This is a genomic window from Streptomyces marincola, assembly GCF_020410765.1.
Taxonomy (GTDB): Bacteria; Actinomycetota; Actinomycetes; order Streptomycetales; family Streptomycetaceae; genus Streptomyces; species Streptomyces marincola.
Genome location: NZ_CP084541.1, coordinates 5,211,561 through 5,237,469 on the forward strand (window position 1 = coordinate 5,211,561; position 25,909 = coordinate 5,237,469).

General features: G+C 72.1%; 24 protein-coding genes and 1 pseudogene. 11 read left to right on the forward strand and 14 right to left on the reverse strand.

Features of this window, described 5'->3' with window-relative positions:
- Positions 1-211: 211 nt before the first annotated feature.
- Positions 212-730, forward strand: coding sequence for a hypothetical protein (locus tag LC193_RS23035; protein ID WP_226077095.1), 519 nt, complete (start codon positions 212-214; stop codon positions 728-730).
- On the opposite strand, the pseudogene LC193_RS23040 reads toward LC193_RS23035, so the two are convergent.
- The 3 genes and pseudogenes from LC193_RS23040 to LC193_RS23050 all read right to left on the reverse strand — a co-directional run bounded on the left by LC193_RS23040 (position 718) and on the right by LC193_RS23050 (position 2,216).
- Positions 718-1,152: pseudogene (locus LC193_RS23040) on the reverse strand (DUF5980 family protein). The gene LC193_RS23035 and the pseudogene LC193_RS23040 sit on opposite strands and share 13 nt — an antisense overlap.
- Positions 1,153-1,253: 101 nt before the next feature.
- A complete protein-coding gene (locus LC193_RS23045) occupies positions 1,254-1,679 on the reverse strand; it encodes a DUF5980 family protein (RefSeq protein ID WP_226077097.1) in 426 nt (141 codons plus the stop codon).
- A 111-nt stretch (positions 1,680-1,790) separates the two neighbouring features.
- Positions 1,791-2,216: a DUF5980 family protein gene (locus LC193_RS23050; RefSeq protein WP_226077099.1), complete on the reverse strand. Its 426-nt coding sequence runs from the start codon at positions 2,214-2,216 to the stop codon at positions 1,791-1,793.
- A gap of 283 nt (positions 2,217-2,499) precedes the next feature.
- On the opposite strand from LC193_RS23050, the gene LC193_RS23055 reads away from it, so the two are divergent.
- Entirely contained in the window at positions 2,500-3,432 is a 933-nt protein-coding gene (locus LC193_RS23055) for a sulfotransferase domain-containing protein (protein ID WP_226077101.1), read from the forward strand.
- 96 nt (positions 3,433-3,528) lie between these two features.
- Here LC193_RS23055 and LC193_RS23060 read toward each other — a convergent pair whose 3' ends face one another.
- Genes LC193_RS23060 through LC193_RS29020 form a run of 3 tightly spaced genes read right to left on the reverse strand, consistent with a single transcriptional unit; the run spans position 3,529 to position 4,207 of the window.
- A complete protein-coding gene (locus LC193_RS23060; RefSeq protein ID WP_226077102.1) occupies positions 3,529-3,765 on the reverse strand; it encodes a hypothetical protein in 237 nt (78 codons plus the stop codon).
- A complete protein-coding gene (locus LC193_RS23065) occupies positions 3,762-4,079 on the reverse strand; it encodes a DUF7848 domain-containing protein (protein ID WP_226077103.1) in 318 nt (105 codons plus the stop codon). Before LC193_RS23065 ends, LC193_RS23060 begins: the two co-directional genes overlap by 4 nt.
- On the reverse strand, positions 4,076-4,207 hold the full coding sequence (locus LC193_RS29020; protein ID WP_264086279.1) for a hypothetical protein: 132 nt from the start codon (positions 4,205-4,207) through the stop codon (positions 4,076-4,078). The genes LC193_RS23065 and LC193_RS29020 overlap by 4 nt, the downstream gene beginning before the upstream one ends.
- A gap of 245 nt (positions 4,208-4,452) precedes the next feature.
- Between LC193_RS29020 and LC193_RS23070 the strand changes: the two genes are divergently transcribed.
- The 4 genes from LC193_RS23070 (at position 4,453) to LC193_RS23085 (ending at position 6,700) form a co-directional block, all read left to right on the forward strand.
- Positions 4,453-5,286, forward strand: a complete 834-nt coding sequence (locus LC193_RS23070; protein ID WP_226077104.1) for a helix-turn-helix domain-containing protein — start codon at positions 4,453-4,455, stop codon at positions 5,284-5,286.
- Positions 5,270-5,488, forward strand: coding sequence for a DUF397 domain-containing protein (locus LC193_RS23075; RefSeq protein ID WP_404819476.1), 219 nt, complete (start codon positions 5,270-5,272; stop codon positions 5,486-5,488). The genes LC193_RS23070 and LC193_RS23075 overlap by 17 nt, the downstream gene beginning before the upstream one ends.
- 4 nt (positions 5,489-5,492) lie before the next feature.
- Positions 5,493-6,134 (forward strand): hypothetical protein, encoded by a 642-nt coding sequence (locus LC193_RS23080; RefSeq protein WP_226077106.1) that lies wholly within the window; start codon positions 5,493-5,495, stop codon positions 6,132-6,134.
- A 170-nt stretch (positions 6,135-6,304) separates the two neighbouring features.
- Entirely contained in the window at positions 6,305-6,700 is a 396-nt protein-coding gene (locus LC193_RS23085) for a hypothetical protein (RefSeq protein ID WP_226077107.1), read from the forward strand.
- Positions 6,701-6,718: 18 nt separating this feature from the next.
- Here LC193_RS23085 and LC193_RS23090 read toward each other — a convergent pair whose 3' ends face one another.
- A complete protein-coding gene (locus tag LC193_RS23090; RefSeq protein ID WP_226077109.1) occupies positions 6,719-7,156 on the reverse strand; it encodes a winged helix-turn-helix transcriptional regulator in 438 nt (145 codons plus the stop codon).
- A gap of 82 nt (positions 7,157-7,238) precedes the next feature.
- Between LC193_RS23090 and LC193_RS23095 the strand changes: the two genes are divergently transcribed.
- Both LC193_RS23095 and LC193_RS23100 read left to right on the forward strand, forming a co-directional pair.
- Complete coding sequence (locus LC193_RS23095; protein ID WP_226077111.1) at positions 7,239-8,144, forward strand: SDR family NAD(P)-dependent oxidoreductase; 906 nt, start codon at positions 7,239-7,241, stop codon at positions 8,142-8,144.
- Between the two features lie 218 nt (positions 8,145-8,362).
- Positions 8,363-9,007: a peptidoglycan DD-metalloendopeptidase family protein gene (locus LC193_RS23100; protein WP_226077113.1), complete on the forward strand. Its 645-nt coding sequence runs from the start codon at positions 8,363-8,365 to the stop codon at positions 9,005-9,007.
- A gap of 108 nt (positions 9,008-9,115) precedes the next feature.
- Here the strand turns inward: LC193_RS23100 and LC193_RS23105 are convergent, their stop codons facing one another.
- Together LC193_RS23105 and LC193_RS23110 are read right to left on the reverse strand one after the other, a co-directional pair.
- On the reverse strand, positions 9,116-11,593 hold the full coding sequence (locus tag LC193_RS23105; RefSeq protein ID WP_226077115.1) for a tetratricopeptide repeat protein: 2,478 nt from the start codon (positions 11,591-11,593) through the stop codon (positions 9,116-9,118).
- 251 nt (positions 11,594-11,844) lie between these two features.
- Entirely contained in the window at positions 11,845-12,819 is a 975-nt protein-coding gene (locus LC193_RS23110) for a helix-turn-helix transcriptional regulator (protein ID WP_226077117.1), read from the reverse strand.
- A gap of 63 nt (positions 12,820-12,882) precedes the next feature.
- On the opposite strand from LC193_RS23110, the gene LC193_RS23115 reads away from it, so the two are divergent.
- Positions 12,883-13,236 carry a YybH family protein gene (locus LC193_RS23115; protein WP_226077119.1) on the forward strand — a complete coding sequence of 118 codons (354 nt, stop codon included), beginning with the start codon at positions 12,883-12,885 and terminating at the stop codon, positions 13,234-13,236.
- A gap of 282 nt (positions 13,237-13,518) precedes the next feature.
- On the opposite strand, the gene LC193_RS23120 is transcribed toward LC193_RS23115, so the two are convergent.
- Positions 13,519-14,457, reverse strand: a complete 939-nt coding sequence (locus LC193_RS23120) for a serine/threonine dehydratase (RefSeq protein ID WP_226077121.1) — start codon at positions 14,455-14,457, stop codon at positions 13,519-13,521.
- 74 nt (positions 14,458-14,531) lie between these two features.
- Here LC193_RS23120 and LC193_RS23125 point away from each other — a divergent pair, with 74 nt between their 5' ends.
- On the forward strand, positions 14,532-15,794 hold the full coding sequence (locus tag LC193_RS23125; RefSeq protein WP_226077123.1) for an amidohydrolase: 1,263 nt from the start codon (positions 14,532-14,534) through the stop codon (positions 15,792-15,794).
- A gap of 22 nt (positions 15,795-15,816) precedes the next feature.
- Here LC193_RS23125 and glgB read toward each other — a convergent pair whose 3' ends face one another.
- From glgB to LC193_RS23145, 4 genes are all read right to left on the reverse strand, one after another.
- Complete coding sequence (gene glgB, locus LC193_RS23130; RefSeq protein ID WP_226077125.1) at positions 15,817-17,976, reverse strand: 1,4-alpha-glucan branching enzyme; 2,160 nt, start codon at positions 17,974-17,976, stop codon at positions 15,817-15,819.
- A 99-nt stretch (positions 17,977-18,075) separates the two neighbouring features.
- Complete coding sequence (locus LC193_RS23135; protein WP_226077127.1) at positions 18,076-19,569, reverse strand: maltokinase N-terminal cap-like domain-containing protein; 1,494 nt, start codon at positions 19,567-19,569, stop codon at positions 18,076-18,078.
- A 206-nt stretch (positions 19,570-19,775) separates the two neighbouring features.
- On the reverse strand, positions 19,776-21,479 hold the full coding sequence (treS, locus tag LC193_RS23140) for a maltose alpha-D-glucosyltransferase (RefSeq protein WP_226077129.1): 1,704 nt from the start codon (positions 21,477-21,479) through the stop codon (positions 19,776-19,778).
- Positions 21,476-23,512 (reverse strand): alpha-1,4-glucan--maltose-1-phosphate maltosyltransferase, encoded by a 2,037-nt coding sequence (locus LC193_RS23145; protein ID WP_226077130.1) that lies wholly within the window; start codon positions 23,510-23,512, stop codon positions 21,476-21,478. The genes treS and LC193_RS23145 overlap by 4 nt, the downstream gene beginning before the upstream one ends.
- Before the next feature lie 650 nt (positions 23,513-24,162).
- On the opposite strand from LC193_RS23145, the gene LC193_RS23150 reads away from it, so the two are divergent.
- Positions 24,163-25,833, forward strand: coding sequence for an ABC transporter substrate-binding protein (locus LC193_RS23150; RefSeq protein WP_226077131.1), 1,671 nt, complete (start codon positions 24,163-24,165; stop codon positions 25,831-25,833).
- Positions 25,834-25,909 lie beyond the last annotated feature (76 nt).

Below are 25,909 nucleotides of genomic sequence, written 5' to 3' on the forward strand. Positions count from 1 at the left end.
CATATCAGAACCGAGGCATCGCGTGGTGCGGAAGGCTCTCGGATGCCTTGCCGTTGCCGCATCGCTCCTGGTTGCCGTGGGGTGCGTGGAAGGGGGCGAAGAGGGAGGCGCCGCCGGAAGTGCGGAGGAACAGTGGGTTGGGGCGGGGGACGTGTGCGAAGGGGCGTTTTCCGGAGCTGCTGCGGAACAGCTGGAGAGGGCGACCGGGGCGGTGGAGTTCTTCACGACCCAGGCGCCGGGGTATGTAAACGAGCTGCCCTCTTTGCTGGAGGCGATCCGGAATCTTGACGGATACGAGGAAGGCTTCTGTCGCATCCACGCGGCGTCCGTGGACCTGGGCGTGCCCAACCTGCGGTTTTATTTCCGCTGGGAGCCATCGGGTCTCGTCGTCGCTGAAGACGACAGTGAACTCCGGGATGATCCGGCGAACGTCTTCTACGAGCGCGGGGAAAAAGCGCTCACGTTGGGCGAGAATGATGCTTTTCTTTATTTTTCCTGCGACGTGGCAGGCAGGGAAGGGCACCTGCTGACTGCGCGGCTGCACATGAAGCCCGGGGCTGAGCCGGATGATCGGATGGCGTTGCTCAACTCCCTGTCCCGCTCTGTTGCCGAGGGGCTGGGGTGTCTGGAGGAGTCGGGGTTGACCGATGCTGATCCGCGGGAGATGGAGCGTCGGGGGACGCCGGGCGCGAATGGGTCCGGCGTCCCCGATGATGCTCAGTCGCCGTAGCAGTTGTCCGAGAAGGAGATCACTACCGGAGCGGTCTGGACGTCCGTTCCGTCGTCGGCCCAGAGTTCCGCGATGTAATCCCCGGCGGGAGCCGCCGCGATCGACACGTGCACGTATCCGGTGAAGCCGTTGTAGCGCTCGTTTCACTCCGAGGGGTGTATCGCGCCACCATTGCTGTACGAGCCGGGGGGCAGGTTCCTGACCCCGGTCGTGATCTTGGTGTCCCAGGTCCCCTTCACCGCGGCGAGGAAGTAGGTGTTGGGCATCGACCTCTCCGGGGGGAGGCAGATCCGCTGTTCGTGACCCGGGTGGTGCACCAGTGTCCACGTGGCTGCCGAGGCCGGTGTCGCACCGGCCAGAGCGAGCGTGCAGGCGGCGATCAGGCCGGAGAGCAATCCGGCCGCACGGCGCGTCGTCTTCATCAGAACCTCCTGTGGGGAGCCTGGGGGCTGTCCGGAGAGGGGGGCGCCGGAAGGCGCCCGGTCGGGGTGGGCGGGCACCTTCGTGTGCAGACGTTCGTTCCTCAGCAGTTTTCCGAGAAGGTGATGATCACGGGGATGGACTGGGTCTCTGTCCCGTCGTCGGCCACGATCTCTGCGATGTATTCGCCCGCCGGCGCGCCCACGATCTCCACGTGGACGAACCCGACGGCGGAGGTGCCGTCCACGCTTGAGCCCGGGCCTTGCATGAGGCCGCCGTTGCTGTAGGAGCCGGGAGGCAGGTTCCGCATGGAAAGGTCGATGTCGGTCGTCCAGACTCCCTGGAACGGCGCATGCAGATAAGTGCCGTGCCATGAAGTGTTCGGCCACAGGCATACGCGCTGCTCGTGACCCGGGTGGTGCATCAGTGTCCAGGTGGCTGCCGAGGCGGGCGTCGCGCCGGCCAGGGTGAGCGTGCCGGCGGCGATCAGTCCGGAGAGTAATCCGGCCGCACGGCGGGTTGTCTTCATCACTACCTCCTGTGGGGTGACGCATGGGGGGTGGCGCCGCGCCCTCCGCTGGTCGGGTGGTGCCCGGCCGGGTCGGTCAGCGACCGTTTCGTTCAGTCGTCCGCGGGTTGTTCAGCAGTCGTGGGAGAAAGAAACGATCACAGGCTCGGTCTGGACTTCCGATCCGTCGTCGGCCCAGAGTTCTGCGACGTATTCGCCGGCCGGTGCCGGCGCGATTGACACATGGACGAATCCGACGAAGGCGTTGCGGTCTTCACGCCAGTCCGAGGCGAAAATCTTGCCGCCGTCGCTGTAGGAGCCGGGAGGCAGGTCCCGGATTCCGAGGTTGATGTCGGTGGTCCAGACTCCTTCCACCGACGCGAGGAAGTAGGCGTTGGGCCACGAACCACCCGGGGGCAGGCATAGTCGTTGCTCGTGACCCGGGTACCAGGTCAGTTTCCACGTGGCCGCCGAGGCGGGCGTCGCGCCGACCAGGGTCAGCATGCAGGCGGCGATCAGTCCGGAGACCAATCCCGCCACACGGCGGGTTGCCTTCATCACAACCTCCTGATGGGGGGATGCAGGGGGATGCACTGCGCCAGAGGCTGCTGTGGAGCAGCTCCTCCGGTGGGGAGGTCGTCCACGAGTGTCCCGCGCGCAACAGCACTCCGACAACAGGTAGTTGAAGATTAATCCGATGGTTTTTCCTCGATCTTCGTGCCGTTCGGCGGGGCATTGTTGTCGGGTGAGAGAGTGGTCCGGCACCCCTGCGCACCTGTGCGACGGGGGATCTGGCGGGACGAGCCGCATGAATACCGGGCGGGCGGTACAACATCGGCACATGGATGCTCCTGCCGCGCGCACGTACCGCAGTTTCGCCATGGACAGCACCAACTGGGACGGGTTCACGCGGCGCCCGGGCGACATCGTCATCTCGACCCCGCCCAAGGTGGGGACCACGTGGACGCAGCGCATCGTGTCCGTGCTCGTGTTCCAGAGCCCGCGACTCCCCGGGCCGTTGATGGACATCAGCCCATGGCTCGACGGTGCGTTCGTCCCGCGCGACACCATGGTGCGCACGCTCGAAGCCCAACGGCACCGGCGGTTCATCAAGAGCCACCTACCGGCCGACGGCCTGCCGCTCGACCCCGAGACCTCCTACCTCGTCGTCGCGCGCGATCCGCGCGACACGGCGGTGTCCGCGCACAACCACGCCTACGGGATGCATCGGAGCGCAGACGAACTGCCGCCGCCCCCGGCGGGCGACGACGTGCACACGCCCCGCCTGCCGGAGATCCCCCGCGACCTCGCGTCGTTCTGGCGCGCGTACTTCACCCGCAGCGCGTTCCCGTGGGAGCCGAACGGCTGGCCGTTCAACTCGCCCACCCGCCACCTCGCTTCGTGGTGGCACCTGCGCGACCGGCCGAACGTTCTGGTCCTGCACTACCAGGACCTGCTCGACGACCTCGACGGGCAGATGCGGCGGGTCAGCGCGTTCCTCGGTATCCCGGTCGACGAGTCGCGCTGGCCGGAGCTGGTGGCCGCCTGCCGGTTCCCCGCGATGAAGGCCGAGTGGAAACGCATCCTGGCCGGCGGGCTCACGGCGGACATGGCGGCGCGCTTCGAGTTCTTCCACCGGGGCAGGAACGGCCAGTGGCACGACGTCTGCGAAGACCCGGAGGCCCGGGCGCTGTTCGAGGCGGCGGTCAGCGGCCTGCCGGACGACATGCGGGCCTGGCTGACGCGCACGGCGCCGATGTCCGCCCCCGCGTGATCGGCGGCTGCCCGAGCGCCCCCGGACCGGAACGGGTCTCCGTCCGTGACCGGGGGCGCGGGGCGTTCCGTGCGTGGCCCTGTGGCGCGGGCCGTATCACCGGAAGGTCGGCCGGGGCGGGCGGGCGAGGCGCGGGGAGACGCGGCGGGCGGCCCACAACACGGTGGTCGACCGCAGGGTCAGGAACTCGCCGCTGGTGAATTCGAGCCGCTTGCCGCCGCCGGTGACCGCGATCATGTCCCGGACGGTGAACGCCTGCCCCCCGACCATGACTTGATCGCCACGGCGGACGTTCGCGGCGCTGATCTCCACCGCGACGAGAACCCCGGTCACCGGGCCACCACCGCTACCGCGACCGCGAGCACCAGGGCGCAGCCGACGAGGACCTGGGCCGCCACCTCCGCCACGGCGACCGGTCGGCCGGCCGAAGCGGCACGATCGACCCGCCACGCCTTGTGCGCGGTGACCACGAACCTTCCGTGCGCAGGGCCGTTCCGCCTGGTGTGCTCGATCGCCCAGGCGCCGGCGGGCCTGGGGTCGTAGTCGGCCCAGCCGGAGGTCTCGGCGCAACCGAGGCAGACGACGCCGCCTATGCCTTCCGCGCGCCCCTCACGGAGCACCCACTCCGTGGTGTCCGCTGCGGTCATTCGGACTCCCGGTTGAGGTGCTCGTCGATCTCGCGGTTGAGTTGGGCGAGTTCGCGCGCCAGTTCCTCAAGAACGGGGTTCCTCCGCACCTCCGTCGTCGGCTTCTCCTGGGCCTCTTCCTCGGTCATTTCGCTCGTACCCTCCCGCAGGAGAGGGCGGGCGGGGTAAGTTGGGTCATGTCGTCGACTTCCTCGTTGTTGATGGCCATGCCCCGGGGTGGGGGCCACCACCCGCGGGGCGCACGAAGCCGATTCGCCGTGTGAGCCGTGAACCGACCGCGTGAGTACCACTATTGCCGTCCCACGGCATTCCGTACACACCCGGACCGGGCCCAGTGGTGCCCGGGACTCGGCGTTTCGAAAGCAGGTGTTCGATGGAGTTGTTCGACGATGACAGGACCACTCCGAGCGTGATGCTCAGCCGCAGAATGCGGCGTGCCCGCGAGGGCGCGGGCCTGTCCCTACGGGGACTGTCCCAACAGATCCGTTTCCCCTACGGCTTCATCGGCCGCGTGGAACGCGGCGAACAGCGCGCCACCGAGGCGTTGGTGAAGGCGCTGGACGAGTTCTTCCGAACGGACAATCTATTCGCCGAGCTGTTGTTGATGGCGCAGGAACTGGCCATCCCCGCCTACGGCCGTGACTTCCTGCGCAGTGAGCGGGAGGCGCTGCGCATCGAGGTGTTCACCAGCAGCCTGGTCCCCGGGCTGCTCCAGACCCGGGACTACGCGCGGGAGCTGTTCCGGACGTCACTGCCCTGGGAGACCGCCGATGAGGCGGAGGCGCGAGTCGAGTTCCGGCTGAAGAGGCAGCAGTTGCTCGCGAAGCAGCAGCCACCGTTCTACTGGGCGATCATGGATGAGGCGGCCCTGAGGCGTCCTGCGGCCAGCCGCCGAACCATGCGGGAGCAGATCAGCCACATACTGACCGTTGGGAAGTCGGAGCACACTGTCATCCAGGTGCTGCCCTTCGAGCAGGCCATGTACCCGATGATGGGCGGCAGTCTGACGCTCATGTCGCTTCGCGACGGCAGCTCGGTCGCCAACGTCGAGAGCTTCGATTCAGGCGAGACAGTACAATCCCCGCGGAGGCTCGCCACCTATGTTCAGCGTTTCGACGTAGTGCGGGCGATGGCCCTGCCGGAGAAAGAATCCCGAGAAGTGATCCGTGGCTACCTGAAAGAGTATGACGATGAAGGCGATTGCTGATGCCTCCCGGCTCGGTGGCTGGCGGAGCTCCAGCCATAGCGAGAACGGCGCAGGTGCCTGTGTCGAGGTCGTTGACGGCTTCGCCGCCGGTGTGCCGGTGCGGGACAGCAAGGTTCCGGGCGGTCCGGCGTTGGTGATGCCGTTCGCGGGCTGGAAGTCGTTCGTCTCGACGGTCAAGCAGGCCGGCCTCCCGCCTCGTTGACGCCATGACGAGACCGGCGGTCGGGGCGGCGCTGCGCCGCTGTGCGGAGTGCGGTGGGTACGAGTACAGCGGCGGGGCCGCCTGTTCCGTCTGCCGGGAGCTGGTCGACGGCATCGTGGAGTCGGAGTGGTCGGCGTTCCTGCGCGAGTGGGACGCCGACCGCGACCAGGAGGCCGCTCTCGCCGCCATGGTGGTGAGCGAACCCGACCGCCACGACTGGCGCGTGGTGGACGCCGCGCTGGACCGGCTGGGCTGCTCGTCGTGCGGTGAACGGCTCGGCCGTGGTCCCGTCGGCTGCTCCGCGTGCGACCTGGCGCACGGCTTCCGCTACGCGGCGATCGAGACGGACCGGCCCGGCGTTCCCCCGGGCAACGAGCACGCGGTCCGGGTCAACGTCTCGGTCGTCCGCCGACCGCATGCCACGTCGGACCGGGAAGCCCTCGCCCGGCGGCTGATGCTGCCGCTCGTGCTGATCGGTTTTCTGCCGAGCACGGAAGAGGCCCAGCGGTTGAGCGCCCTCGTCAAAAGCAGTTCCCCGGCCGAGGCGACGCGCATTGTGGAGCGGGCCATTGAGGAAACCGTCGCGCGGGGTCATGTGGGGGTGTGGGGTGCGCCCGGGAAGTTCATATCATCGGGACATGGGTAACGGGTACGGTCCGGAACTACGGGAGCGCGTTCCGGTCAGCACGTGACCCGGTCGGCACACTTGGGGAAATCGGGAAACAGCCGGGTTTATCCGGGGCGTGCGGAGCCGATATCGAGGGCGACGACGCGGCGCCACGTGAAGCACCGCCCACCGGATGTCGGGAGTCACCCATGCCCAAGCATTTGTCCGCGTTCCTCGCCCCTGCCATTCTTCTCGCCGGACTGCTGACCGTTCCCGCGGCGGGCGCCGCGGGAACGCACGTTCCGGCCACCACGCCGGGACCCGCGACCGAACCCGCGGGCGACCGGCAATTGCACCTCCATTCCCGTGCGAAAGGCCACGGCAGTCACCACCCCGTCGACGGGGTGCTCGGCTACACGCTGCTGAGCCCGCCGTTCCACACCGAGTCGGCACGCAACAACACCGGCTACGTCGTCCACCTCTACACCGGGTGGGACAAGAAGCAGAAGCACTGCACGGGCTCGCACGAGCACGTCCCGGCCGACGGGCGGCTCCACCCGGTGCGGCCGAAGACCGTCGCCTGCGTCCTCATGGAGTTGCCCTGACCCGTGACCGCAACGGGCTCAGGACGCGGCGGCCCGCGCGGCGGCCATGTCCTCCGCGTGCAGAACCGCCCAGTCGGCGAGGGCCGACAGCGGTTCGAGCAGGCTGCGCCCCAGCGGCGTCAGCCGGTACTCGACGGTCGGCGGCACCGTCGGGTGCACCTCGCGGTGGACGAGGCCGTCCGTCTCCAGGGCGCGCAGGGTGCGCGTCAGCATGCGCTGGCTGATGCCCTCGATCGACCGGTGCAGTTCGTTGTACCGGTGCGGGCGGCTGCCGAGCAGAACCACCAGGAGCAGGCTCCACTTGTCCCCGACCCGGCGGAAGACGTCCCCGACGGGGCATGCGGCCAACTCGGCGGCGGGGACCGGTCGTGGCAGCCGGTGCGCGAGCACGGACGGCTCGGCAGGGGCCGTCCGGCCCGCGTCCGGGGAGCGAACATCGGTGTGCGTATCGGACATGAAAGTGCCTTCTTTCGCCGCCGCGCCGGCCGACCCAGGATGGGGCTCGCCAGGGAAAGCCTAGAACGCACCGGGGTTCGCCATGTCCGAGCAGTCACCCGACCAATCGCCCGACCAATCGCCCGAGCAGCCACGCGACGAGCGGGGGAAGCGGCCAGCGGGCCCCGTGCGGAAGACGGTGGTGATCGCCGGCGGGACCGACGGCATGGGCCGGGCCGTGGCCCTGGCCCGCCTGGCGCGCGGCGACGCGGTGACCGTCGTGGGGAGCAGCGCGGCGAAGGGCGAGGCGTTGCTGGCCGACGCGGGGCACGCCCCCGGCCTGCGGTTCCTGCGCGCCGACCTGTCCTCCACCGCCGAGGTGGAACGGGTCGCCGCGCGCATCGCGGAGCACCATCGTTCCGTCGACGCGCTGGCGCTGTTCGCCAACCGGCACAGCCCGCGCCGCCGCGAGACGCCCGAAGGGCTCGAATACACCTTTTCTCTCTACTACCTGAGCCGCTACCTGCTGGGCCGACGGCTGCGGCCCCTGCTCGACGCCGCGCCGCGCCCGGTGATCGTCAACGTGGCAGGGGTCGGCAACACCGCGGGCCGCGTCCACTGGGACGACCCGCAGCTCACGCGCCGGTACGGGCAGGTGCGCGCCCAGCTCCAGGCGGGCCGGGCGAACGACCTGCTGGGCGTGGCGTTCGCCGAGAGCGCCGCGGGGCGCGCGCGGTACGTGCTGTACCACCCGGGGTTCACCCGCAGCGGTCTGGACAGCGTGTCCAATCCGGCGGTGCGCGGGGCGATCCGCGTGCTCGGCCGCTTCTTCGCCCGGCCGGTCGAGGAGGCGGTGCGGCCGGTGCTCGCGTGGATCGACGAGCCGCCGACGGCGGCCCTGACGGCGAACGACCGCGGGCGCCCCGTTCCGCCGGACCTGCCGACCCTCGACCCGGCGGCAGCCAGGCGGCTGGCCGTGTACACCGAGGGCCTGCTCGACCGCGGATGACCGCGCCACCGGCGCGCGTTGGGAGGCGCGCGGGGTGGGACGCGCGCCCGTTCGGGCCGGGCGTCGTGTGCTCCGGATCGTGCTTCCGGTGGACCGGACGTGCGTCAACTGACGCAGGCAACTGCCGGTTGCCGGGCTATTCAGCCGGGGAGGTCACGACTGCCAGAATCCCGGCACGCCCGGGTGAGCACCCGGCAGGTGGGGAGGCGGGGCCGGCCATGGCGGTCATCACGTTCGCGCACGTCAGGTTCGGGCGGCGGGACGACTGTGTCGCGGCGTTCCAACGCGCGTTGATAGAGCGGGGGTTCGAGATTTCCGGCGGTGCCACCGGGTACTTCGGCGAGCACACGAGGGACGCGTGCGCCGCGTTCCAGCGTGCGCAGGGCTGGCGCGGTGCCGGGGCCGACGGCGCGCCGGGCGCGAAGACGTTCGCCCGGCTCGGGTTCTCGGGCAGCGCCCGGCCCGGCCGCGCGGCGGGGCGGGTGGCCTCGCCCGTGCCGGGCCGCGAGGTGAGCCACCCGTTCGGGGTGCGCAACGGCCGGTACGCGGCCGGGTTCCACACCGGGGACGACTACGCCGCTCCCGCCGGGACCCCGGTGGTGGCGGTGCGCGGGGGGACGATCGCGTGGTCCGACGACGAGGGCGGCGCCTACGGGCAGTGGATCGGGCTGCGCGCCGACAACGGCCGCGACTACGTGTACTGCCACCTCTCGGCGCGTTCCGTCGCCGCAGGGGCCCGCGTCAGCGCGGGCCAGCGGATCGGGGAGGTGGGGGAGAGCGGCAGCACCACCGGGCCGCACCTGCACCTGGAGGACCGGCCGCACGGCGGGGGGTACGGGGAGGTGCGCAGACCGAGCTGGTGAACGCGCCCGGCGTCCGACGCGCGCCCGCCGTCCCACGGTGCGTGCCGTCCCACGCGCCACGGTGCGTGCCGTCCCACGCGCGCCCGCCGCCCCACGGTGCGTGCCGTCTCACGCCTGCGTGCCGCCGAGCGGTCCGAGCCGCTGTGCCACCGCGTCGGCCTCGGGGGTGCCGAGTTCCGTGAACAGCGCGTGCGCCCGCGCCCACTCCCCGCGCGCCGCCCGTTCGTCGCCCGCCGCCAGCAGGCAGTGCCCGAGCCCGTCGTGGGCGCGGGCCCGCTCGTAGCGGTCACCGAGTTCGTGCGCGCGCGCCGCCGCGTCCCGGTAGCTGTCCAGCGCGCGGCCGGCCGTTTCGTCGCCGTCCAACGCCCGCCAGGTGGCGCCCAGTTCGTTCAGCAACGCGACCTCCGCGACGTGGTGGCCGATGCCGCGCGCGATGGTCAGCGCCTGCCGCAGGTGATCGAGCGCTTCGGCCGGGCGGCCGTCCTGCCGCAGGATCGAGCCCATGCTGCCCAGCACCTGGCCCTCGCTGACGCGGTCCCCGATCCGCCGCGCGACGCCCAGGAGTTCCCGCCCCATCTCCAGTGCCTCGCGCGGGTGCGCGTACCGCTTCGGGTACCGGCCCAGCGGCTCGTACATCACGCCCCGGTCGCCGAGCTTGTCGTCCTCCTCGTGCCGCTCGCGCAGTTCGAGCGCGATGGCGAGGGCCTGTCCGAAGTGCTCGCGCGCCTCGGCGGTGTTGCCCAGGTACTGGTGGATCTCGCCGGTGTTCCCCAGCACCCAGCCCGCGCCGACCCGGTCACCGATCTCCCGGAAGGCGGCGAGCGCCCGCCCGAAGTCCTCGATCGCCTCCAGGTCGCGGCCCAGCCGCCAGCGCACCGCGCCAAGCCGGGCCAGCGCCTGCGCGCGGTCGTGCGGGTCGGGGGTCTCCTCGGCGCGCGTGTGCAGCGCCTCCGCGTCCTGGTAGTGGCCGCCGACGTCCAGGTAGCGGAACAGGAGCGCCGACATCTTGCCCGTGTGGTCGGGGCGGCCGTGATCGGCCGCGAACAGCGCCGTCGCGACCAGCCCGGCCCGTTCCGTGTCCAGCCACCGCGTCGCCGCGCCGCGGTCGGGCACCGCGGGAACGGCTGCCGCCGGTGGGCCCGGTGGCGGCCGGTGGTGGCGTTCGTAGGGCGCGAAGCGGTCCATGGCCAACGACGCGGCGTGCCGGTCGTAGTCGTACAACCGCGCGAGCGCCGCGCGCCGCGCGTGCGCCGGATCGTGCTCGTGCGCCTGCGCCGCCGCGTAGACCCGTACCAGGTCGTGGAACGCGAACCGGCCGGGGGCCGGCTCCCGCAGCAGGTTCGCCGCCAGCAGCGTCCGCAGCAACGGCCCTACCTCGGAAGGTGGTTCACCGATGAGTGCGGCGGCGGCGAACGCGTCCAGGTCGGGCCTCGGCCCGAGGGCCAGCAGCCGGAACGCGCGCCGGCACGCGGGGCCCAGGCTGTCGTACGACAGGCGCAGCGCCAGTTCGACGCCGTCCTCGCAGCGCAGCCGGTCCCTGCGGTCGTGCAACTGCTCCAGGTGGTCGGCGAGCGTCCAGCCGGAGCGCCCCGCGATCCGCCCGGCCACCACGCCGAGCGCGAGCGGCAGATGGCCCACCGCCTCCGCGATCCGGGCCGCCGTGCCGGGGTCGGCGGACACGCGTTCCGGTCCCGCGGTGCGGCGCAGCAACTCCATCGCGTCCGAGGGCGAGAACACGTCGAGGCGCAGCCGCCGCGCCCCCGGAAGACCCGCCAGGCTGTGCCGGCTCGTCACCAGCGTGAGGCAGCCGGGCCCCTCAGGGAGCAGCGGGCGCACCTGCTCCTCGTCGCCCGCGTTGTCCAGGACCACCAGGGCCCGGCGGCCCGCCAGTCGCCTGCGGAACTCCCGTGACCGCTCGGGCCCGTTGAGTAGCCGGACCCGGTCGGCCGACATGCCGAGGCGGCGCAGGGCGGCGTCGAGCACGGCGAACGGGTCGGCGGGCGGCAGGTCGGGCGCGTAGCCGTTGAGGTCGGCCCACAGCGTCAGGTCGAACCGGCCGCTCCGCCGCAGCACGTGTGCCGCGCGCGCCACCAGCGCCGTCTTTCCGACGCCGGCCATGCCCTCCACGACGCGCAGCCGGGCTCCGGCGCCGCCCGCGGGGGGACCGTCGCCGAGCAGCAGGTCCAGTTCGGTGCGCCGCCCGCTGAACGACGGCAGGTCGGTGGGCGGCACGTCGGCCACCGTCACCACTCCGGCGCCGGTGACCGCGCCGACGATCCGGGCGTGCGCGCCGCGCCACCGCCCGGCCGCGTCGCCGCCCACGAGCGCGCGGACGATGTCCTCGACCAGGTCGACGTTCAGCCGTGCCCTGCCCGGCTGGAAGCACCGGTGCACTGTGTCGTAGCTGGGCACCTCAGGGACGCCGCGCGCCCTGCGCGCACGCGTCACGCGCCGGTGCACCTCGCGTTCCGACGCGCCGGCCCAGCCGCGCAACGCGCGCAGGCACGCGACCAGTTCGTCCATGCTCCGGGCGCTGCCCGGGTCCGGCGGTCCCGCCGGGCCGCGTACGCCCTCGGCATCCCTCATGTACGTGTCCCTCCACACCGCCGCCACGCGCGGCCGGAACTGTCCCTACCCGGGGTGACCGGGTTTGCACGGGAAACGGGACACCGCCGCGAGTCCTTGGCCATGATCGTCCCCGAGCGGAGGCGGCGCACGCCCACCGGGGGGTGGGGGGAGCGGCGTCCGGCGGGCCCGGTACGGGCCCGCCGGCGGCCCGGCGCGAACGGCGGCCCGGCACGCGGCGGGGCGCGGTGTCCCGCGCGCGGCGGCCCCGCTCAGGACGGCCGCTCGTAGCGGGCGGCCATCGCGGCGGCCCGCTCGCGCAGGGTGTCGCGCAACTGCCGCGGAGCCAGGACCTCCCCGCTCGCGCCGAGCTGCCACAGCGCCCATTCCGCGTGCCTCGTGTCCTGGAACGTCACCTTCAGCCGCAGCCAGCCGTCGGCGTCGTTCCTCTCGGTGAGCACGGCCAGCGCGGTGCCCACCAGGTCCTCCCGCCGCGCCGGGTCCATCCGCAGCACCACGGTGACCTGGTCGCCGCCGGTCCGGAACCGCGTGCTGCGCTCCTGCCAGGCCCGGTTCAGATCGACCCGCTCCGGTCGCCGCGCGGGTTCGGCGAGTTCCTCGGCGGCCATGAGCCGGGACAGCCGGTAGGTGCGCTCCTCGCCCGACCTCGTGGCCAGCAGGTAGCCCTGGTCGCGCACGGTCACCAGACCGATCGGGTCCACCGTGCGCCACGCGGGAGGCCGGTCCACAGCCGCGTAGTGGATGCGCAGCTTGTGTCCGGCGAACACCGCGCGCCGGACCTCCCCCACGATGCTGTCGGGCACGTCCTCGGCGGTCAGCCGCCGCGAGAGGAGGTCCGTCTCCGGGTCGATGAGCAAGCGCTGAGCCGCTCCGGCAGCGGTGGCCCGATAGCTTTCCGGCAGCGCGTCGATCACCTTGCGCATCGCCGAGGCGAGGGCTGGACCGAGACCGAACGTTTGCGCGCCGCGCCGCGATCCGGCGATCAGGAGGGCGAGAGCCTCGTCGTGGTTCAGGCCGGTCAGCTCGGTCCGGAAGCCGGGCAGCAACGCGAAACCGCCGTTCCGACCGCGTTCGGCGTAGACAGGGACGCCGGCGGCGGACAGCGCCTCGATGTCGCGCAGCACGGTGCGGGTCGACACCTCGAGCTCGCGGGCCAGCGCGGTCGCGGACAGCCGACCGTGCTGCCGCAGCAGCAGAACCAACGACACCAACCGGTCGGCGCGCACCCGGAAAACCTAACAGGAATACGTGACACAGGGTGTCGTGTATTGGTTGGGAGGCTTACCGCCATGACACACAAGAAAGCGGCCACTCAGCCGAACGACCTGGGCAAGTACTTCATCGAGCGCGCGAACGCGGGCGATGTCGAGGGGCTGGTGGCTTTGTACGAGCCGGACGCCGTGCTGGCCTTCCCGCCGGGCAGCGTCGCGACCGGGCACGCGGAGATCCGCGCGGTCTACGAGCAGTTCGTCGCGGCGGCGCCGGTCCTCGAGCCCGGCAAGGAGCACCCCGCACTGGTGGTCGGCGACCTGGCGCTGACGGCCGTGACGCAGACCAACGGTGACGTGACCGTCGAGATCGCCCGTCGGCAGCCGGACGGATCGTGGCTGTGGGTCGCGGACCAGCCGGCACTCGTGCCGTAGCGGGGGTGGCGGTGGGTTCGAGCCCACCGCCGTACGGGTGGCGCGCGGGCGAACGGACCGCGCGCCACGCGGCGTTCGGCAGGGGCCCCGGCGGGTACGGGCGCCGCGGCACGCATCGCGGCGAGCGGCGGGCACGGCCCCGCCCCCGGAGCCCCAACGGTACGACCGGCTCCGCAACACTGCCGATGGCGCGTCGCGGGATGCCGTACGCCGCTGGGCGGGGTACCTGCTGCCTTCGGGCCGGCGCGGCCCCTGCCCCGGAGATCCGCCCGCCGACCGGCCTTATCCGGCCTCGGGGAGCGAGGCGAGGTCGGACGGGTCGGTGTTCGCGCCGCACAGCACCACGCACACCTCCTCGTCCGCGCCCGGCGCGTACGCCCCCGACCACAGCGCGGCCGGTGCCGCGGCCGCCCCCGCCTCCACCGCGATCCTGTGCTCGCCCCACAACCGCCGCCGGGCGGCGGCGATGTCGGGGTCCGCCACCAGGACAGAACGCGCGTGCGGCCTGAGCGCCCAGTGCAGCGCGTCGGCCGAGACCCGGCGGGCCCCGAGCGAGTCGGCCGCGAGCGAGTCCACCACCACGTCCACCGGCGCGCCCGCCGCGAGCGCCGCGTGCAACGCGCGGCTGCCCTCCGGCTCCACGGCCACCACCCGCACCCCGCGCCGTTCCGCCGCCGCGGCCATGCCCGCGAACAGGCCGCCGCCCCCCACCGCCACGACCACCGTGGACACGCCCGGCCTCGCGGCCAGGATCTCGTGCAGCAGCGTGCCCGCGCCCGCGGCGATCAACGGGTGGTCGTAGGCGTGCGAGGCCAGCGCGCCGCTGACCGAGACGAACTCGGCGCAGGCGTCGGCGGCCTCCGCATACTCGGCGCCGACCTGGCGCACGTCGGCCCCCAGGTCCCGCAGCCGCGCCACCTTCACGGCCGGGGCCGTGCGGGGCACGAACACCGTCGCCGCCACGCCGAGCCGGCGCGCCGCCCAGGCGCAGGCGAGGCCCGCGTTCCCGCCCGAGGCGATCGCGACACCGGCCGCAGGCACGTCCGCGGCCTCGGCGCGCGCCGCCGTGAAGTTCAGCGCGCCGCGTGCCTTGAACGTGCCCGTGTGCTGGAGGAACTCAAGCGCGAACCACACCCGTTCCCCCGCGGGCGCCAGCGCCACCGGCCGCACCTGCCCCGCGATCCGCTCCGCCGCCGCCCGCACATCCTCGTCAGTGATCACGTCTCCCACCGTAGCCGGGCGGGCCCGGGCCGACCGCGTTCCGCTGTCGGAGGCGTGGGATAGGTTCGGCGTCCATGAGCACCGGTACGCACCAGACACCGCACACCGTTCCCGGCCTCGACGTCGCCATCACCTCGGGTTACGTCGTCCCCGTCTCGGGCCCGCCGGTCGAGGGCGGCACCGTGCTGATCCGCGGCGGCCGGATCGCCGCCGTCGGACCCGGCCGCGAGGTGGAGGTCCCGGCCGGGACGCCCGTCGTCGACGCGGCGGGGGCCTGGGTGCTGCCCGGCTTCGTCGAGGCGCACGGCCACCTCGGCGTGCACGAGGAGGCCGAGGGCTGGGCCGGGCAGGACACGAACGAGATGACCGACCCCAACGGGGCCAGGATGCGCGCGCTCGACGCCCTCAACCCCGCGGACACCGGGTTCGCCGACGCCCTCGCCGGCGGCGTGACGAGCGCGGTCATCAAGCCGGGCTCGGGCAACCCCATCGGCGGCAGGACCGTCGCCGTCAAGTGCTGGGGCCGCAGCGTCGACGAGATGCTGATCCGGGAGCCGGTCAGCGTCAAGAGCGCCCTGGGCGAGAACCCCAAGCGGGTCTACGGCGACAAGCAGCGGCTGCCCTCGACGCGGCAGGGCGTGGCGGCCGTCATCCGCGACGCGTTCGGCCGCGCTCGCGACTACCGGGCCAGGCGCGAGCACGCCGCGGCCGAGGGCAAGCCGTTCGACCACGACCCCACCCTGGAGACCCTGGTCCGCGTCCTCGACCGCGAGCTGCCGTGGAGCCAGCACACCCACCGCGCCGACGACATCGCCACCGCGCTGCGGCTCGCCGACGAGTTCGGCTACCGCGTCATCCTCAACCACGGCACCGAGGCGCACCTGCTCGCCGACGAGATCGCCCGCCGCGGCATCCCGGTGGTCTCGGGGCCGCTGTTCACCACGCGGACCAAGGTGGAGACGCGCGGGCGCACCCTGGCCAACCCCGGCATCCTGGAGCGCGCCGGGGTCAAGGTCGCCATCACCACCGACCACCCCGTGGTGCCCATCAACTTCCTGGTGCACCAGGTCACGCTGTGCGTGAAGGAGGGACTCGACCCCGCCACCGCGCTGCGCACCATCACCACCCACCCGGCCGAGATCATGGGCCTCGACGACCGCGTCGGCAGCCTGCGCACCGGCCTGGACGGCGACGTCGTCATCTGGTCGGGCGACCCGCTGAACGTGATGAGCCGCGCGCTGCGCGTCTTCATCCGGGGGCGCGAGGTCTACACGTGGGACGAGGGCACCCGCACCGGGACCGTGGCCGACCCCTGGTACCGGGAGCCGGTCGCCTGACGCGCCCGCGCGCCCCGCCGGGTCACACCGGGCGCAGCCAGACGGTGGCCAGGGGCGGGAGCGTGAGCACGAGGCTGGCCCCGTGGCCGTGGCTCGGCGTGGGGGACGCCGGCACGGGCGCGGCCGTGGTGACGCCGCTGCCGCCGTACGCGGCGGCGTCGGTGTTCAGCGCCTCCCGCCAGGCACCGGCCACCGGCGGCACGCCGACGCGGTAGCCGTGCCGCGCCACGGGGGAGAAGTGGCAGACGACCAGGAGCGGGGAGCCGTCGGAGGCGAAGCGGAGGAAGGCGAACAGGTTGTCCCGCGCCGCGTCCGCCTCGACCCACGAGAAGCCGCCGGGGTCGGTGTCGCGTTCCCACAGCGCCGGGGTGGCGCGGTAGCCGGTGTTCAGGTCGCGGACCAGGCGCTGCACCCCGGCGTGGTCGCCGGCCGCCACGTAGCCGGGGTCGAGCACCCACCACTGCGGGCCCGTCTCCTCCGACCACTCGGCCCCCTGGGCGAACTCCTGCCCCATGAAGAGGAGCTGCTTGCCCGGGTGCGCCCACATGAACGCCAGGTAGGCGCGCAGGTCGGCGCGTTGCCGCCACCAGTCGCCCGGCATCTTCGACACCAGGGCCCGCTTGCCGTGCACCACCTCGTCGTGCGAGATCGGCAGGACGTAGTTCTCCGAGTAGGCGTACACCATGGAGAACGTCATGTCGCCGTGGTGCCACCCGCGGTGCACGGGGTCCTTGGACATGTACCGCAGCGAGTCGTGCATCCAGCCCATGTTCCACTTGAAGCCGAAGCCGAGGCCCCCGTGCTCCGTGGCGCGGGTGACGCCGTCCCACGCGGTGGACTCCTCGGCCACGGTCAGCACGCCGGGGCAGCGGCGGTACACGGTGGCGTTCATCTCCTGGAGGAACGCCACCGCGTCCCAGTTCTCCCGGCCGCCCTCGGCGTTGGGCAGCCACTCGCCCTCCGCGCGCGAGTAGTCGAGGTAGAGCATCGAGGCGACCGCGTCCACGCGCAGGCCGTCGATGTGGTACTCCTCGCACCAGAACACGGCGTTGGCGACGAGGAAGTTGCGCACCTCGCGGCGTCCGAAGTCGAATTCGAGCGTGCCCCAGTCGGGGTGCTCGGCGCGGCGCGGGTCGGGGTGCTCGTAGCAGGGCGTGCCGTCGAACGCGGCCAGCGCCCACTCGTCCTTCGGGAAGTGCGCGGGGACCCAGTCCATCAGCACGCCGATGCCGGCTCGGTGCAGGGAGTCGACGAGGAACTTGAAGTCGTCGGGCGTGCCGAGGCGCGCCGTCGGCGCGTAGTAGCCGGTCACCTGGTAGCCCCAGGAGCCGCCGAACGGGTGCTCGGCCGGCGGCATCAGCTCGACGTGGGTGAAGCCGAGGTCGCGGACGTAGGCGGGCAGCTGCTCCGCGAGCCCCCGGTAGTCCAGCCCGGGCCGCCAGGAGGGCAGGTGCAGTTCGTACACGGACATCGGCGCGGCGTGCGCGGGCCGCTCGGCGCGGCGGTCCAGCCACTCGGCGTCGCCCCACGCGTAGTCGCTGCGGTGGACCACGGACGCGGTCGCGGGCGGGCACTCGGTGGCCAGGGCGAGCGGGTCGGCGCGCAGCGCGTGGGTGCCGTCGGCCCGGCAGACGTCGTACTTGTAGCGGGTGCCGGGGCCGACGCCCGGCACGAACAGCTCCCACACGCCCGACGCGCCCAGCGAGCGCATCGGGAAGCCGGTGCCGTCCCAGCCGTTGAAGTCGGCGGCGACGCGCACGCCGCGCGCGTTCGGCGCCCACACGGTGAACCGGGTGCCCGTCACGCCCTGGTGCGTCATCGGCCGGGCGCCGAGCGCCTCCCACAGGCGTTCGTGCCGGCCCTCGGAGATCAGGTGCAGGTCGACCTCGCCCAGGGCGGGCAGGAAGCGGTACGGGTCGTGGGCGCGGCTGCGGGTGCCGTCCGGCCACGTCACCTGCGGGCGCGGGTCGGCCGCGGGTCCTGGGGGGAGGACGGCGGAGAAGAGCCCGTCGCCCTCGGGGGCCAGCTCGGCGCCCCGGACCGTGACCCTGCGGGCCAGCGGGCGCAGCACGCGCACCAGGGTGCCGCCGGGCGCGGGGTGGGCGCCGAGCAGCGCGTGCGGGTCGTGGTGCTCGCCGGCGAGCAGCCGGGTCCGGTCCGCCTGGGACAGCGTCGCGTGCACAGCGAATGCGTTCCTTTCCTCGCCCGCGGGACCCGGGCGGGCCCGGCGGGCGGCTCCTTGCCGCCGGAGGCCGCGTCCTCGCGGACGCCGCCGCGGATGTCAGTCGGCGCCCTGGGCCAGGCGGCGGATCGCCGCCATCGGGACGTGCAGCCACGCCGGGCGGTGCCTGGCCTCGTACAGCACCTCGTAGACGGCCTTGTCCGTCTCGTAGGCGAGCAGCAGTTCGCGCTGCGCCAGCGGGTCGTTGCCCGACGCCTCGGCGTAGCCGCGGCAGTAGGCGGCCCGGTTGGCCCGGGACCACTCCTCGACCCACGGGCCGCCGGTGCGGTGCTGGCAGGCCGCGTAGTCGAACGACCGCAGCATCCCCGCGACGTCCCGCACGGGCGGCCCGGGGCGGCGCCGGTCGGTCAGCGGCCTGGCGGGCTCGCCCTCGAAGTCGATCACCGACCAGTGGGAGCCGCGGCCCCTGGGGTCGGGTGTGAGGAGCACCTGGCCGAGGTGCAGGTCGCCGTGCAGGCGTTGGACGGGGCAGGTGCCGCCGCGCCGCGCGAAGGCGCCGAGCGCCTCGTAGGCGCGCCGCAGCCCCGAGCCGTAGGGGCGCAGCGCGGGCACGGCCGCGGTGGCCTCGGTGAGCCGTTCGACCATGCCGGTCGCGGTCTGTTCGAGCTGCGGGCGGCGCAGGACGTCCGTGGGCAGCGCGCCGGCGAGCGCGGTGTGCACCTCGGCCGTCGCGCGGCCGAGTGAGTGGGACGCGGAGGTGAAGTCGGTGCGGTGGCCCAGGGACTGGAGCGCCAGCTGCCAGCCGTCGACCGAGCCGCCGAGGAACGGCGTGAGCACCCCGAGCGTCAGCGGCTCGGGCGCCCGCTCCGCCGGGGAGCGGTCGCCGTCGGGCGGCGGTTCCTGGACGTGCGCCTCGAACCAGGCGGCGGGGGCCGGCACCCGGTCGGAGCCCGCCTCGGCCAGCGCGAGCGGCAGTTCGAGGTCGGGGTTGACGCCGGGGCTGACGCGGCGGAACAGCTTCAGGATGTGCGCGTCGCCGTACACCACCGAGGAGTTGGACTGCTCGCCGGTGAGGACGCGGGGCGGCAGCCCGGCGGGCACCGAGGCGCCGGGGGCCGGCGTGAAGCGGAGGGCGCCGATGCGGCCCGGCGTGCGCAGCCGTTCCAGCAGCAGGCCGGCGAGCCGGGGGTCGTGCAGGGCCTCGTACACGGCCCGGCCGCGCAGCGGCCCCTCGGTCGGGCGCCCCACGAGGGCGGGGCCGAGCGCGGGCGGCAGCGCGGGTCTGACGCCGAGCAGCACCTGGTAGCAGTCGCCCGAGGGCGGGGCCTGCGCCGGGTCGCCCTCCTCCGCGCGGGTGCGGATCAGCAGGTGCAGCAGCCCGGGCGCGGTGCCCTGGGCGGTGCAGGGCAGCAGTTCGGTCGCGGCGACCAGGGTGAGCCCGCCCATCGGGCGGCCCTTGCCGGCGAACCAGCGCTGCCCGGGGAGCCAGCGCGCGAGCAGACCGGTCAGGGAGCGGAGCAGGGCGCCGCCCTGCGGCGCGTCGGCGAGCGGGGTCCGGGCCGGAGCCGTCCGGGGCGGGGAGCTTTCCGACATGGCGTCCTTTCCCCGGGGCACGGATTATGTGACGAAGTGTCCCGGATTGAGACGTGGGTTGCCCAGCGGTGCGGGACGTGTCGTGAAGGAACCCGACCGTGCGGGTGAGGCCCGTAACGCAGATGGAGGGTTATGGGCAACGCTTGGCGTACGGGGAGGCTTCCCCCAGAGGGCTGGGGGTAAGCCTGTCCCGTACGGTCTTCGGCCTACGACTCCGGGACTTCACGCAGCCGGAACCAGTAGAAGCCGTGGCCCGCGAGGGTCAGCAGGTAGGGCAGCTCCCCCACGGGCGGGAAGCGCACCCCGCCGATCAGCTCCACCGGGACCCGGCCCGCGAAGGGCTGGAGGTCCAGCTCCGTGGGCTGGGAGAACCGCGAGAAGTTGTTGACGCACATCACCAGGTCGTCCTCGTACTCGCGCAGGTAGGCGAGCACGGCCGGGTTGGACGAGGGCAGCTCGCTGTACGTGCCGAGCCCGAACGCCCGGTTCTGCTTGCGGATCTCCACCATCCGCCGGGTCCAGTGCAGCAGCGAGGCGGGGGAACTCATAGCCGCCTCCACGTTGGTGACCTGGTAGCCGTACACCGGGTCCATGATGTTCGGCAGGTACAGCCGGCCGGGGTCGCACGAGGAGAAGCCGGCGTTGCGGTCGGGTGTCCACTGCATGGGGGTGCGGACCGCGTCGCGGTCGCCGAGCCAGATGTTGTCGCCCATGCCGATCTCGTCGCCGTAGTACAGGATCGGCGAGCCCGGCAGCGACAGCAGCAGCGCCGTGAACAGCTCGATCTGGTTGCGGTCGTTGTCGAGCAGCGGGGCGAGCCGCCGCCGAATGCCGATGTTGGCGCGCATGCGCGGGTCCTTGGCGTACTCCGCGTACATGTAGTCGCGCTCCTCGTCGGTGACCATCTCCAGGGTCAGCTCGTCGTGGTTGCGCAGGAAGATCCCCCACTGGCAGCCCGAGGGGATCTGCGGGGTCTTGGCCAGGATTTCCGACACGGGGTAGCGGGACTCCCGGCGCACCGCCATGAAGATGCGCGGCATCACCGGGAAGTGGAACGCCATGTGGCACTCGTCGCCGCCCTTGTCGAAGTCCCCGAAGTAGTCCACGACGTCCTCGGGCCACTGGTTGGCCTCGGCCAGCAGCACCGTGTCGGGGTAGTGCGCGTCGATCTCGGCGCGCACCCGCTTGAGGAACGCGTGCGACGCAGGAAGGTTTTCGCAGTTGGTCCCCTCCTCGGCGTACAGGTACGGCACCGCGTCGAGCCGGAAGCCGTCGATGCCCAGGTCCAGCCAGAACCGCAGCGCCGACAGGATCTCCTCCTGCACGGCGGCGCTGCGGTAGTTGAGGTCCGGCTGGTGGGAGAAGAAGCGGTGGAAGTAGTACTGCTTGCGGACCGGGTCGAACGTCCAGTTGGACGATTCGGTGTCGACGAAGATGATGCGCGCGTCCGCGTACTGCTTGTCGTCGTCGGCCCACATGTAGTAGTCGCCGTACGGGCCGTCCGGGTCCGTGCGCGACTCGTGGAACCACCGGTGCTGGTCGCTCGTGTGGTTCATGACGAAGTCGATGATGACCCGCATGCCCCGCTGGTGCGCCGCGTCGACGAACTCGACGAAGTCCGCGAGGTCGCCGAAGTGCGGGTGCACGTCGGTGTAGTCCGAGACGTCGTACCCGCCGTCGCGCATGGGCGACTTGAAGAAGGGCGGCAGCCAGAGGCAGTCGACGCCGAGCCACTGCAAGTAGTCCAGCCGGGCCGTGAGGCCCTTCAGGTCGCCGATTCCGTCGCCGTTGCTGTCCTGGAAGGAGCGGACCAGGACCTCGTAGAACACCGCGCGCTTGAACCATTCGGGGTCGCGGTCGCGGTCGGGCGTGTCCTCGAATGTGTCGGGGACCGGCTCATTGACGCTCATGGTGTGGGTGACCCTCCGGTCTGTGAGGACGGTCGCAGGGCCAAGATGTGGGCCGAGGAGGCGTACGCATCCGCACGGCCCGGCTCAAGCCGTACATAGTTGTCCCTGCCCCAGTGGTAGGTCTCTCCGGTGAGCTCGTCGCACACCGGGAAGGACTCGGCACCCGTCTCCTGAGCGGGTGTGAGGCCGTAGCCCTTGAGTTGCTCCATGTCCAACGAGACCGTTGCTTCGTGGGTGTGGTGGGGATCGAGGTTGACCACGATCAGTACGCAGTCGGCGTGAGGTGTCCGCGAGCGCTTCGAGTAGGCCAGGATGTGGTCGTTGTCCGTGCGGTGGAAGTGCAGATCGCGCAGCTGGCGCAGGGCGGGGTGGCTGCGGCGCAAGGTGTTCAGCACGGTGATCAGCGGTGCGATGGACGTGCCCGCCGCCCGCGCCCCGGCCCAGTCGCGGGGTCGCAGCTGGAACTTCTCCGAGTCCTGGTACTCCTCGCTGCCCGGCGCGGCCGGGGTGTTCTCGCACAGCTCGTAGCCGGAGTACATGCCCCAGCTCGGCGACAGCGTCGCGGCCAGCACGGCCCGGGTCTCGAACGCGGCCCGCCCGCCGTGCTGGAGGTAGGCGTGGAGGATGTCGGGCGTGTTGACGAAGAAGTTGGGGCGCATGTATGGCGCCGTCTCGCGCGTCAGCTCCGTCAGGTACTCCGTCAGCTCCTGCTTGGTGTTGCGCCAGGTGAAGTAGGTGTACGACTGCTGGAAGCCGATCTGCGCGAGCGTCCGCATCATGGCGGGCCGCGTGAACGCCTCGGCCAGGAAGATGACATCGGGATCGGTGCGGTTGATCTCCGCGATGACCTTCTCCCAGAAGACCACGGGCTTGGTGTGCGGATTGTCCACGCGGAAGACGCGCACGCCGTGCGCCATCCACAGCCGCAGGACGCGCAGCGTCTCCGTGACCAGGCCGCGGAAGTCGTTCTCGAACGAGATCGGGTAGATGTCCTGGTACTTCTTCGGCGGGTTCTCGGCGAACGCGATGCTCCCGTCGCCGCGCCTGCGGAACCATTCGGGGTGCGATTTCACCCACGGGTGGTCAGGGCTGCACTGGAGTGCGAAATCGAGGGCGACTTCGAGGCCGAGGGAGCGGGCCGCGGAGACGAACGCGTCGAAGTCCTCCATCGTGCCGAGGTCGGGGTGGACCGCGTCGTGGCCGCCGTCGGGCGAGCCGATCGCCCAGGGCGAGCCGACGTCGTCGCGGCCCGCGGTCAGCGCGCCGTTCCTGCCCTTGCGGAACGAGGTGCCGATGGGGTGGACCGGCGGCAGGTAGACGACGTCGAAGCCCATCTCCGCGATGGCGGGCAGCCGCTCGGCCGCGGTCCTGAAGGTGCCGTGCGCAGGCCGGCGGCCCCGGCCCGCCACGGCACCCTCGGAGCGCGGGAAGAACTCGTACCACGAGCCGAACAGCGCGCGTTCGCGCTCCACGAGCAGCGGCATCGGCCGCGAGGCGGTGAGGAGTTCGCGCAGCGGGTGGCGGGCGAGCACGGCCGTCACCTCGGGGGTCAGGGCGGACGCGAGCCGCACGGTAGGGGGGAGCGAGGCGTCCGCCAGCGCGACGACGGCGGCCAGGACGACGTCCTTGCCCTCGCTCTTGGGCACGGCCGCGGCCGCCTGCTGGAGCAGCTGCGCGCCTTCCGACAGGGTCAGTTCGGTGTCGACGCCCGCGGGGATCTTGACGCGGGCGACATCGCGCCAGGAGGCGACGGGGTCGCCCCACGCCTCCACCGCGAAGGTCCAGCGCCCCTCGCTGTCGGGGGTCACCTCGGCTCCCCAGCGGTCGGTGCCGGGGGCGAGTTCGCGCATGGGGGTCCAGGGGCCGCCGCGCCCGTTCGGGTCGCGCAGGACGACGTTGGCCCCGACCGCCTCCGCGCCCTCCCGGAAGACGGTGGCGCTGACCTGGAAGGTCTCGCCCGGCACCGCCTTGACGGGGCGCCGCCCGCAGTCAACGCGCGGCTGGACGTCAAGAACAGGGATACGACCGATCATCTGGGGATCACCTGAGAGCGTTGAGGACGGACCTGGTTCCTCGAAATGAGGGGTTTCCCTCCCGGAGGAGGGCTTTGTCCTTTGTATCTTCTTCGCTGCTGAGTGGCTGGATTCGAGCATGGCCGCTCCGGTGCGCGTTCACTCGTGTGGGGGGTGCGCCAACGCTATGCGCCCACTGTCACGGGTACATGTCTGAAGGCTTTCCTGAGGTTTCCCGACCACACCGGCCATCTCGGCCCGCCTGGCCGGTGCGCGGAGGCGGCCGTGACGCGGGTGGCGCGTGGTGGTTCCCGGGGCGGGGCGGCACCGCGCGAGGCGCCGCCGGCGACGCGCGCCGCAGCCGGGAACGCCCGCCGCCGCGCCCCGCGCGGCCCCGGGCCGCCGGGCGGTCCGCACGGGCCCGCGCGGGGGTGTGTCACGCGCGTGTTGCCGCGGGTTGTGCGGCATGTTGCCGCACTCCCCTTTCGCCCGTGAAAGCCGCTCGGTGCGCCGGTTATACGGCATTATCTCCGTGTTCATGGGGCACGTCTCAGGTCGATATCGCCGTCCGGTATGCGGTTCACAGCTATGTACCCGCGCAGTAATGTGCCGTCCACCGAACGTCTGGTTCATGACAGACCTTCACCACCGCCGACCTCTGAGGTGGATCAATGCGCATAGCAAGACCCAGGGCCGCACGAATCGTCGCGGCCGTCATCGCGGCCGGGCTGGTCGCGACCGGTTGCGCCAGCGAGCGCGACGACGACGGCGACTCGGGCGACGACTCCCAGCCGTTCGTCTTCGGCGCGGCGGGCGACCCCGCCTCCCTGGACCCCTCGCTTGCCAGCGACGGCGAGACCTTCCGCGTCACGCGCCAGGCATTCGAGACGCTGCTCGACCACGAGCCGGGCGGCACCGAACTGGTCGGCGGGCTCGCCGAGGAGTGGAGCGGCAACGAGACGGGCACCGAGTGGACGTTCACCCTCCGCGAGGGGGTCACCTTCCACGACGGCGCCGAACTCACCGGCGAGGTCGTCTGCGCCAACTTCGACCGCTGGTACAACTGGTCGGGCACCTACCAGAACACGACCATGTCGTACTACTGGCAGACCGTGTTCGGCGGCTTCGCCGAGAACGAGAGCCCGGAGACGCCCGAGCCGAACTACGTCGGCTGCACCGCGCCCGACGAGCTGACGGCCGTCATCGAGGTCGCGGAGCCCTCCGCCAACTACCCGGGCGGCTTCTCCCTCCAGGCGTTCTCCATCCACTCGCCCGACTCCCTTGAGGCGTACGCCGAGGACGAGGCGAGCGGCGAGGGCGAGAACCTCACCTTCCCCGGCTACAGCCAGGAGGCCGGCACGGCCGCGGGCACAGGGCCGTTCCAGATCTCCGAGTGGAACAAGGGGAACGGCGAGGTCAGCCTGACCCGGTTCGACGAGTACTGGGGCGACGCCGCGGGCGTTCAGGAGCTGATCTTCCGCACGATCCCCGAGGAGGACGCCAGGCGGCAGGCGCTCCAGGCCGGCGACATCCACGGCTACGACCTGGTCGCGCCCGCCGACGTGGCGACGCTCGCGGGCGAGGGCTTCCAGGTGCCCACGCGCGATGTCTTCAACATCCTCTACCTGGGCATCACCCAGGACAGCAACGAGGCGCTCCAGCAGCTCGAGGTCAGGCAGGCGCTGGCGCACGCGATGGACCGCGAGAACATCGTCAGCACCCAGCTGCCCGAGGGCGGCGTGGTGGCCAGCCAGTTCATGCCGGACACGGTCGCGGGCTTCTCGCCCGACGTCACCACCTACGACTACGACCCCGAGCGCGCCCAGCAGTTGCTCGCGGACGCCGGTGCGGAGGACCTGGCGGTCGACTTCTGCTACCCGACCGAGGTCACCCGCCCGTACATGCCGGCCCCCGCCGACATCTACGAGCTGCTGAAGGCGGACCTCGAAGCCGTCGGCATCACCGTCAACCCGGTGCCGCTGAAGTGGAACCCGGACTACACCGAGACCACGCGCGACGGCGGCTGCAACATCTACCTGCTGGGCTGGACCGGTGACTTCAACGACGGCTACAACTTCCTCGGCACCTGGTTCGCCGGGTACAGCAAGGAGTGGGGCTTCGAGAACGAGGAGCTGTTCGCCCTGATGGACCAGGCCCAGGCCGAGCCCGACGAGGCCGCCCGCGTCGCCATCTACGAGCAGATCAACGAGATGGTGATGGAGTTCCTGCCCGGCGTGCCGATCTCCAGCTCGCCGCCCTCCATCGCGTTCTCCGCCGACGTCAACCCGCCGACGGTCTCGCCGCTGACGCAGGAGAACTTCGCCGAGGTCTCCTTCAAGTAGCTCAGCCGCAGGCCCAGGAACGATCCGCCCGGCCACCACCACGTGGCCGGGCGGACCTGTGGAACCCGGGCCCACC

Coding starts and splice junctions, on each gene's coding strand:
- LC193_RS23065 (WP_226077103.1), bottom strand. CDS start 4,079: ATGACCGCAGCGGACACCACGGAGTGGGTGCTCCGTGAGGGGCGCGCG.
- LC193_RS23090 (WP_226077109.1), bottom strand. CDS start 7,156: ATGTCCGATACGCACACCGATGTTCGCTCCCCGGACGCGGGCCGGACG.
- LC193_RS23055 (WP_226077101.1), top strand. CDS start 2,500: ATGGATGCTCCTGCCGCGCGCACGTACCGCAGTTTCGCCATGGACAGC.
- LC193_RS23105 (WP_226077115.1), bottom strand. CDS start 11,593: ATGAGGGATGCCGAGGGCGTACGCGGCCCGGCGGGACCGCCGGACCCG.
- LC193_RS23135 (WP_226077127.1), bottom strand. CDS start 19,569: ATGTCGGAAAGCTCCCCGCCCCGGACGGCTCCGGCCCGGACCCCGCTC.
- LC193_RS23125 (WP_226077123.1), top strand. CDS start 14,532: ATGAGCACCGGTACGCACCAGACACCGCACACCGTTCCCGGCCTCGAC.
- LC193_RS29020 (WP_264086279.1), bottom strand. CDS start 4,207: ATGACCGAGGAAGAGGCCCAGGAGAAGCCGACGACGGAGGTGCGGAGG.
- LC193_RS23115 (WP_226077119.1), top strand. CDS start 12,883: ATGACACACAAGAAAGCGGCCACTCAGCCGAACGACCTGGGCAAGTAC.
- LC193_RS23150 (WP_226077131.1), top strand. CDS start 24,163: ATGCGCATAGCAAGACCCAGGGCCGCACGAATCGTCGCGGCCGTCATC.
- LC193_RS23100 (WP_226077113.1), top strand. CDS start 8,363: ATGGCGGTCATCACGTTCGCGCACGTCAGGTTCGGGCGGCGGGACGAC.
- LC193_RS23075 (WP_404819476.1), top strand. CDS start 5,270: ATGAAGGCGATTGCTGATGCCTCCCGGCTCGGTGGCTGGCGGAGCTCC.
- LC193_RS23045 (WP_226077097.1), bottom strand. CDS start 1,679: ATGAAGACAACCCGCCGTGCGGCCGGATTACTCTCCGGACTGATCGCC.
- LC193_RS23095 (WP_226077111.1), top strand. CDS start 7,239: ATGTCCGAGCAGTCACCCGACCAATCGCCCGACCAATCGCCCGAGCAG.
- LC193_RS23050 (WP_226077099.1), bottom strand. CDS start 2,216: ATGAAGGCAACCCGCCGTGTGGCGGGATTGGTCTCCGGACTGATCGCC.
- LC193_RS23145 (WP_226077130.1), bottom strand. CDS start 23,512: ATGATCGGTCGTATCCCTGTTCTTGACGTCCAGCCGCGCGTTGACTGC.
- LC193_RS23085 (WP_226077107.1), top strand. CDS start 6,305: ATGCCCAAGCATTTGTCCGCGTTCCTCGCCCCTGCCATTCTTCTCGCC.
- treS (WP_226077129.1), bottom strand. CDS start 21,479: ATGAGCGTCAATGAGCCGGTCCCCGACACATTCGAGGACACGCCCGAC.
- LC193_RS23080 (WP_226077106.1), top strand. CDS start 5,493: ATGACGAGACCGGCGGTCGGGGCGGCGCTGCGCCGCTGTGCGGAGTGC.
- LC193_RS23070 (WP_226077104.1), top strand. CDS start 4,453: ATGGAGTTGTTCGACGATGACAGGACCACTCCGAGCGTGATGCTCAGC.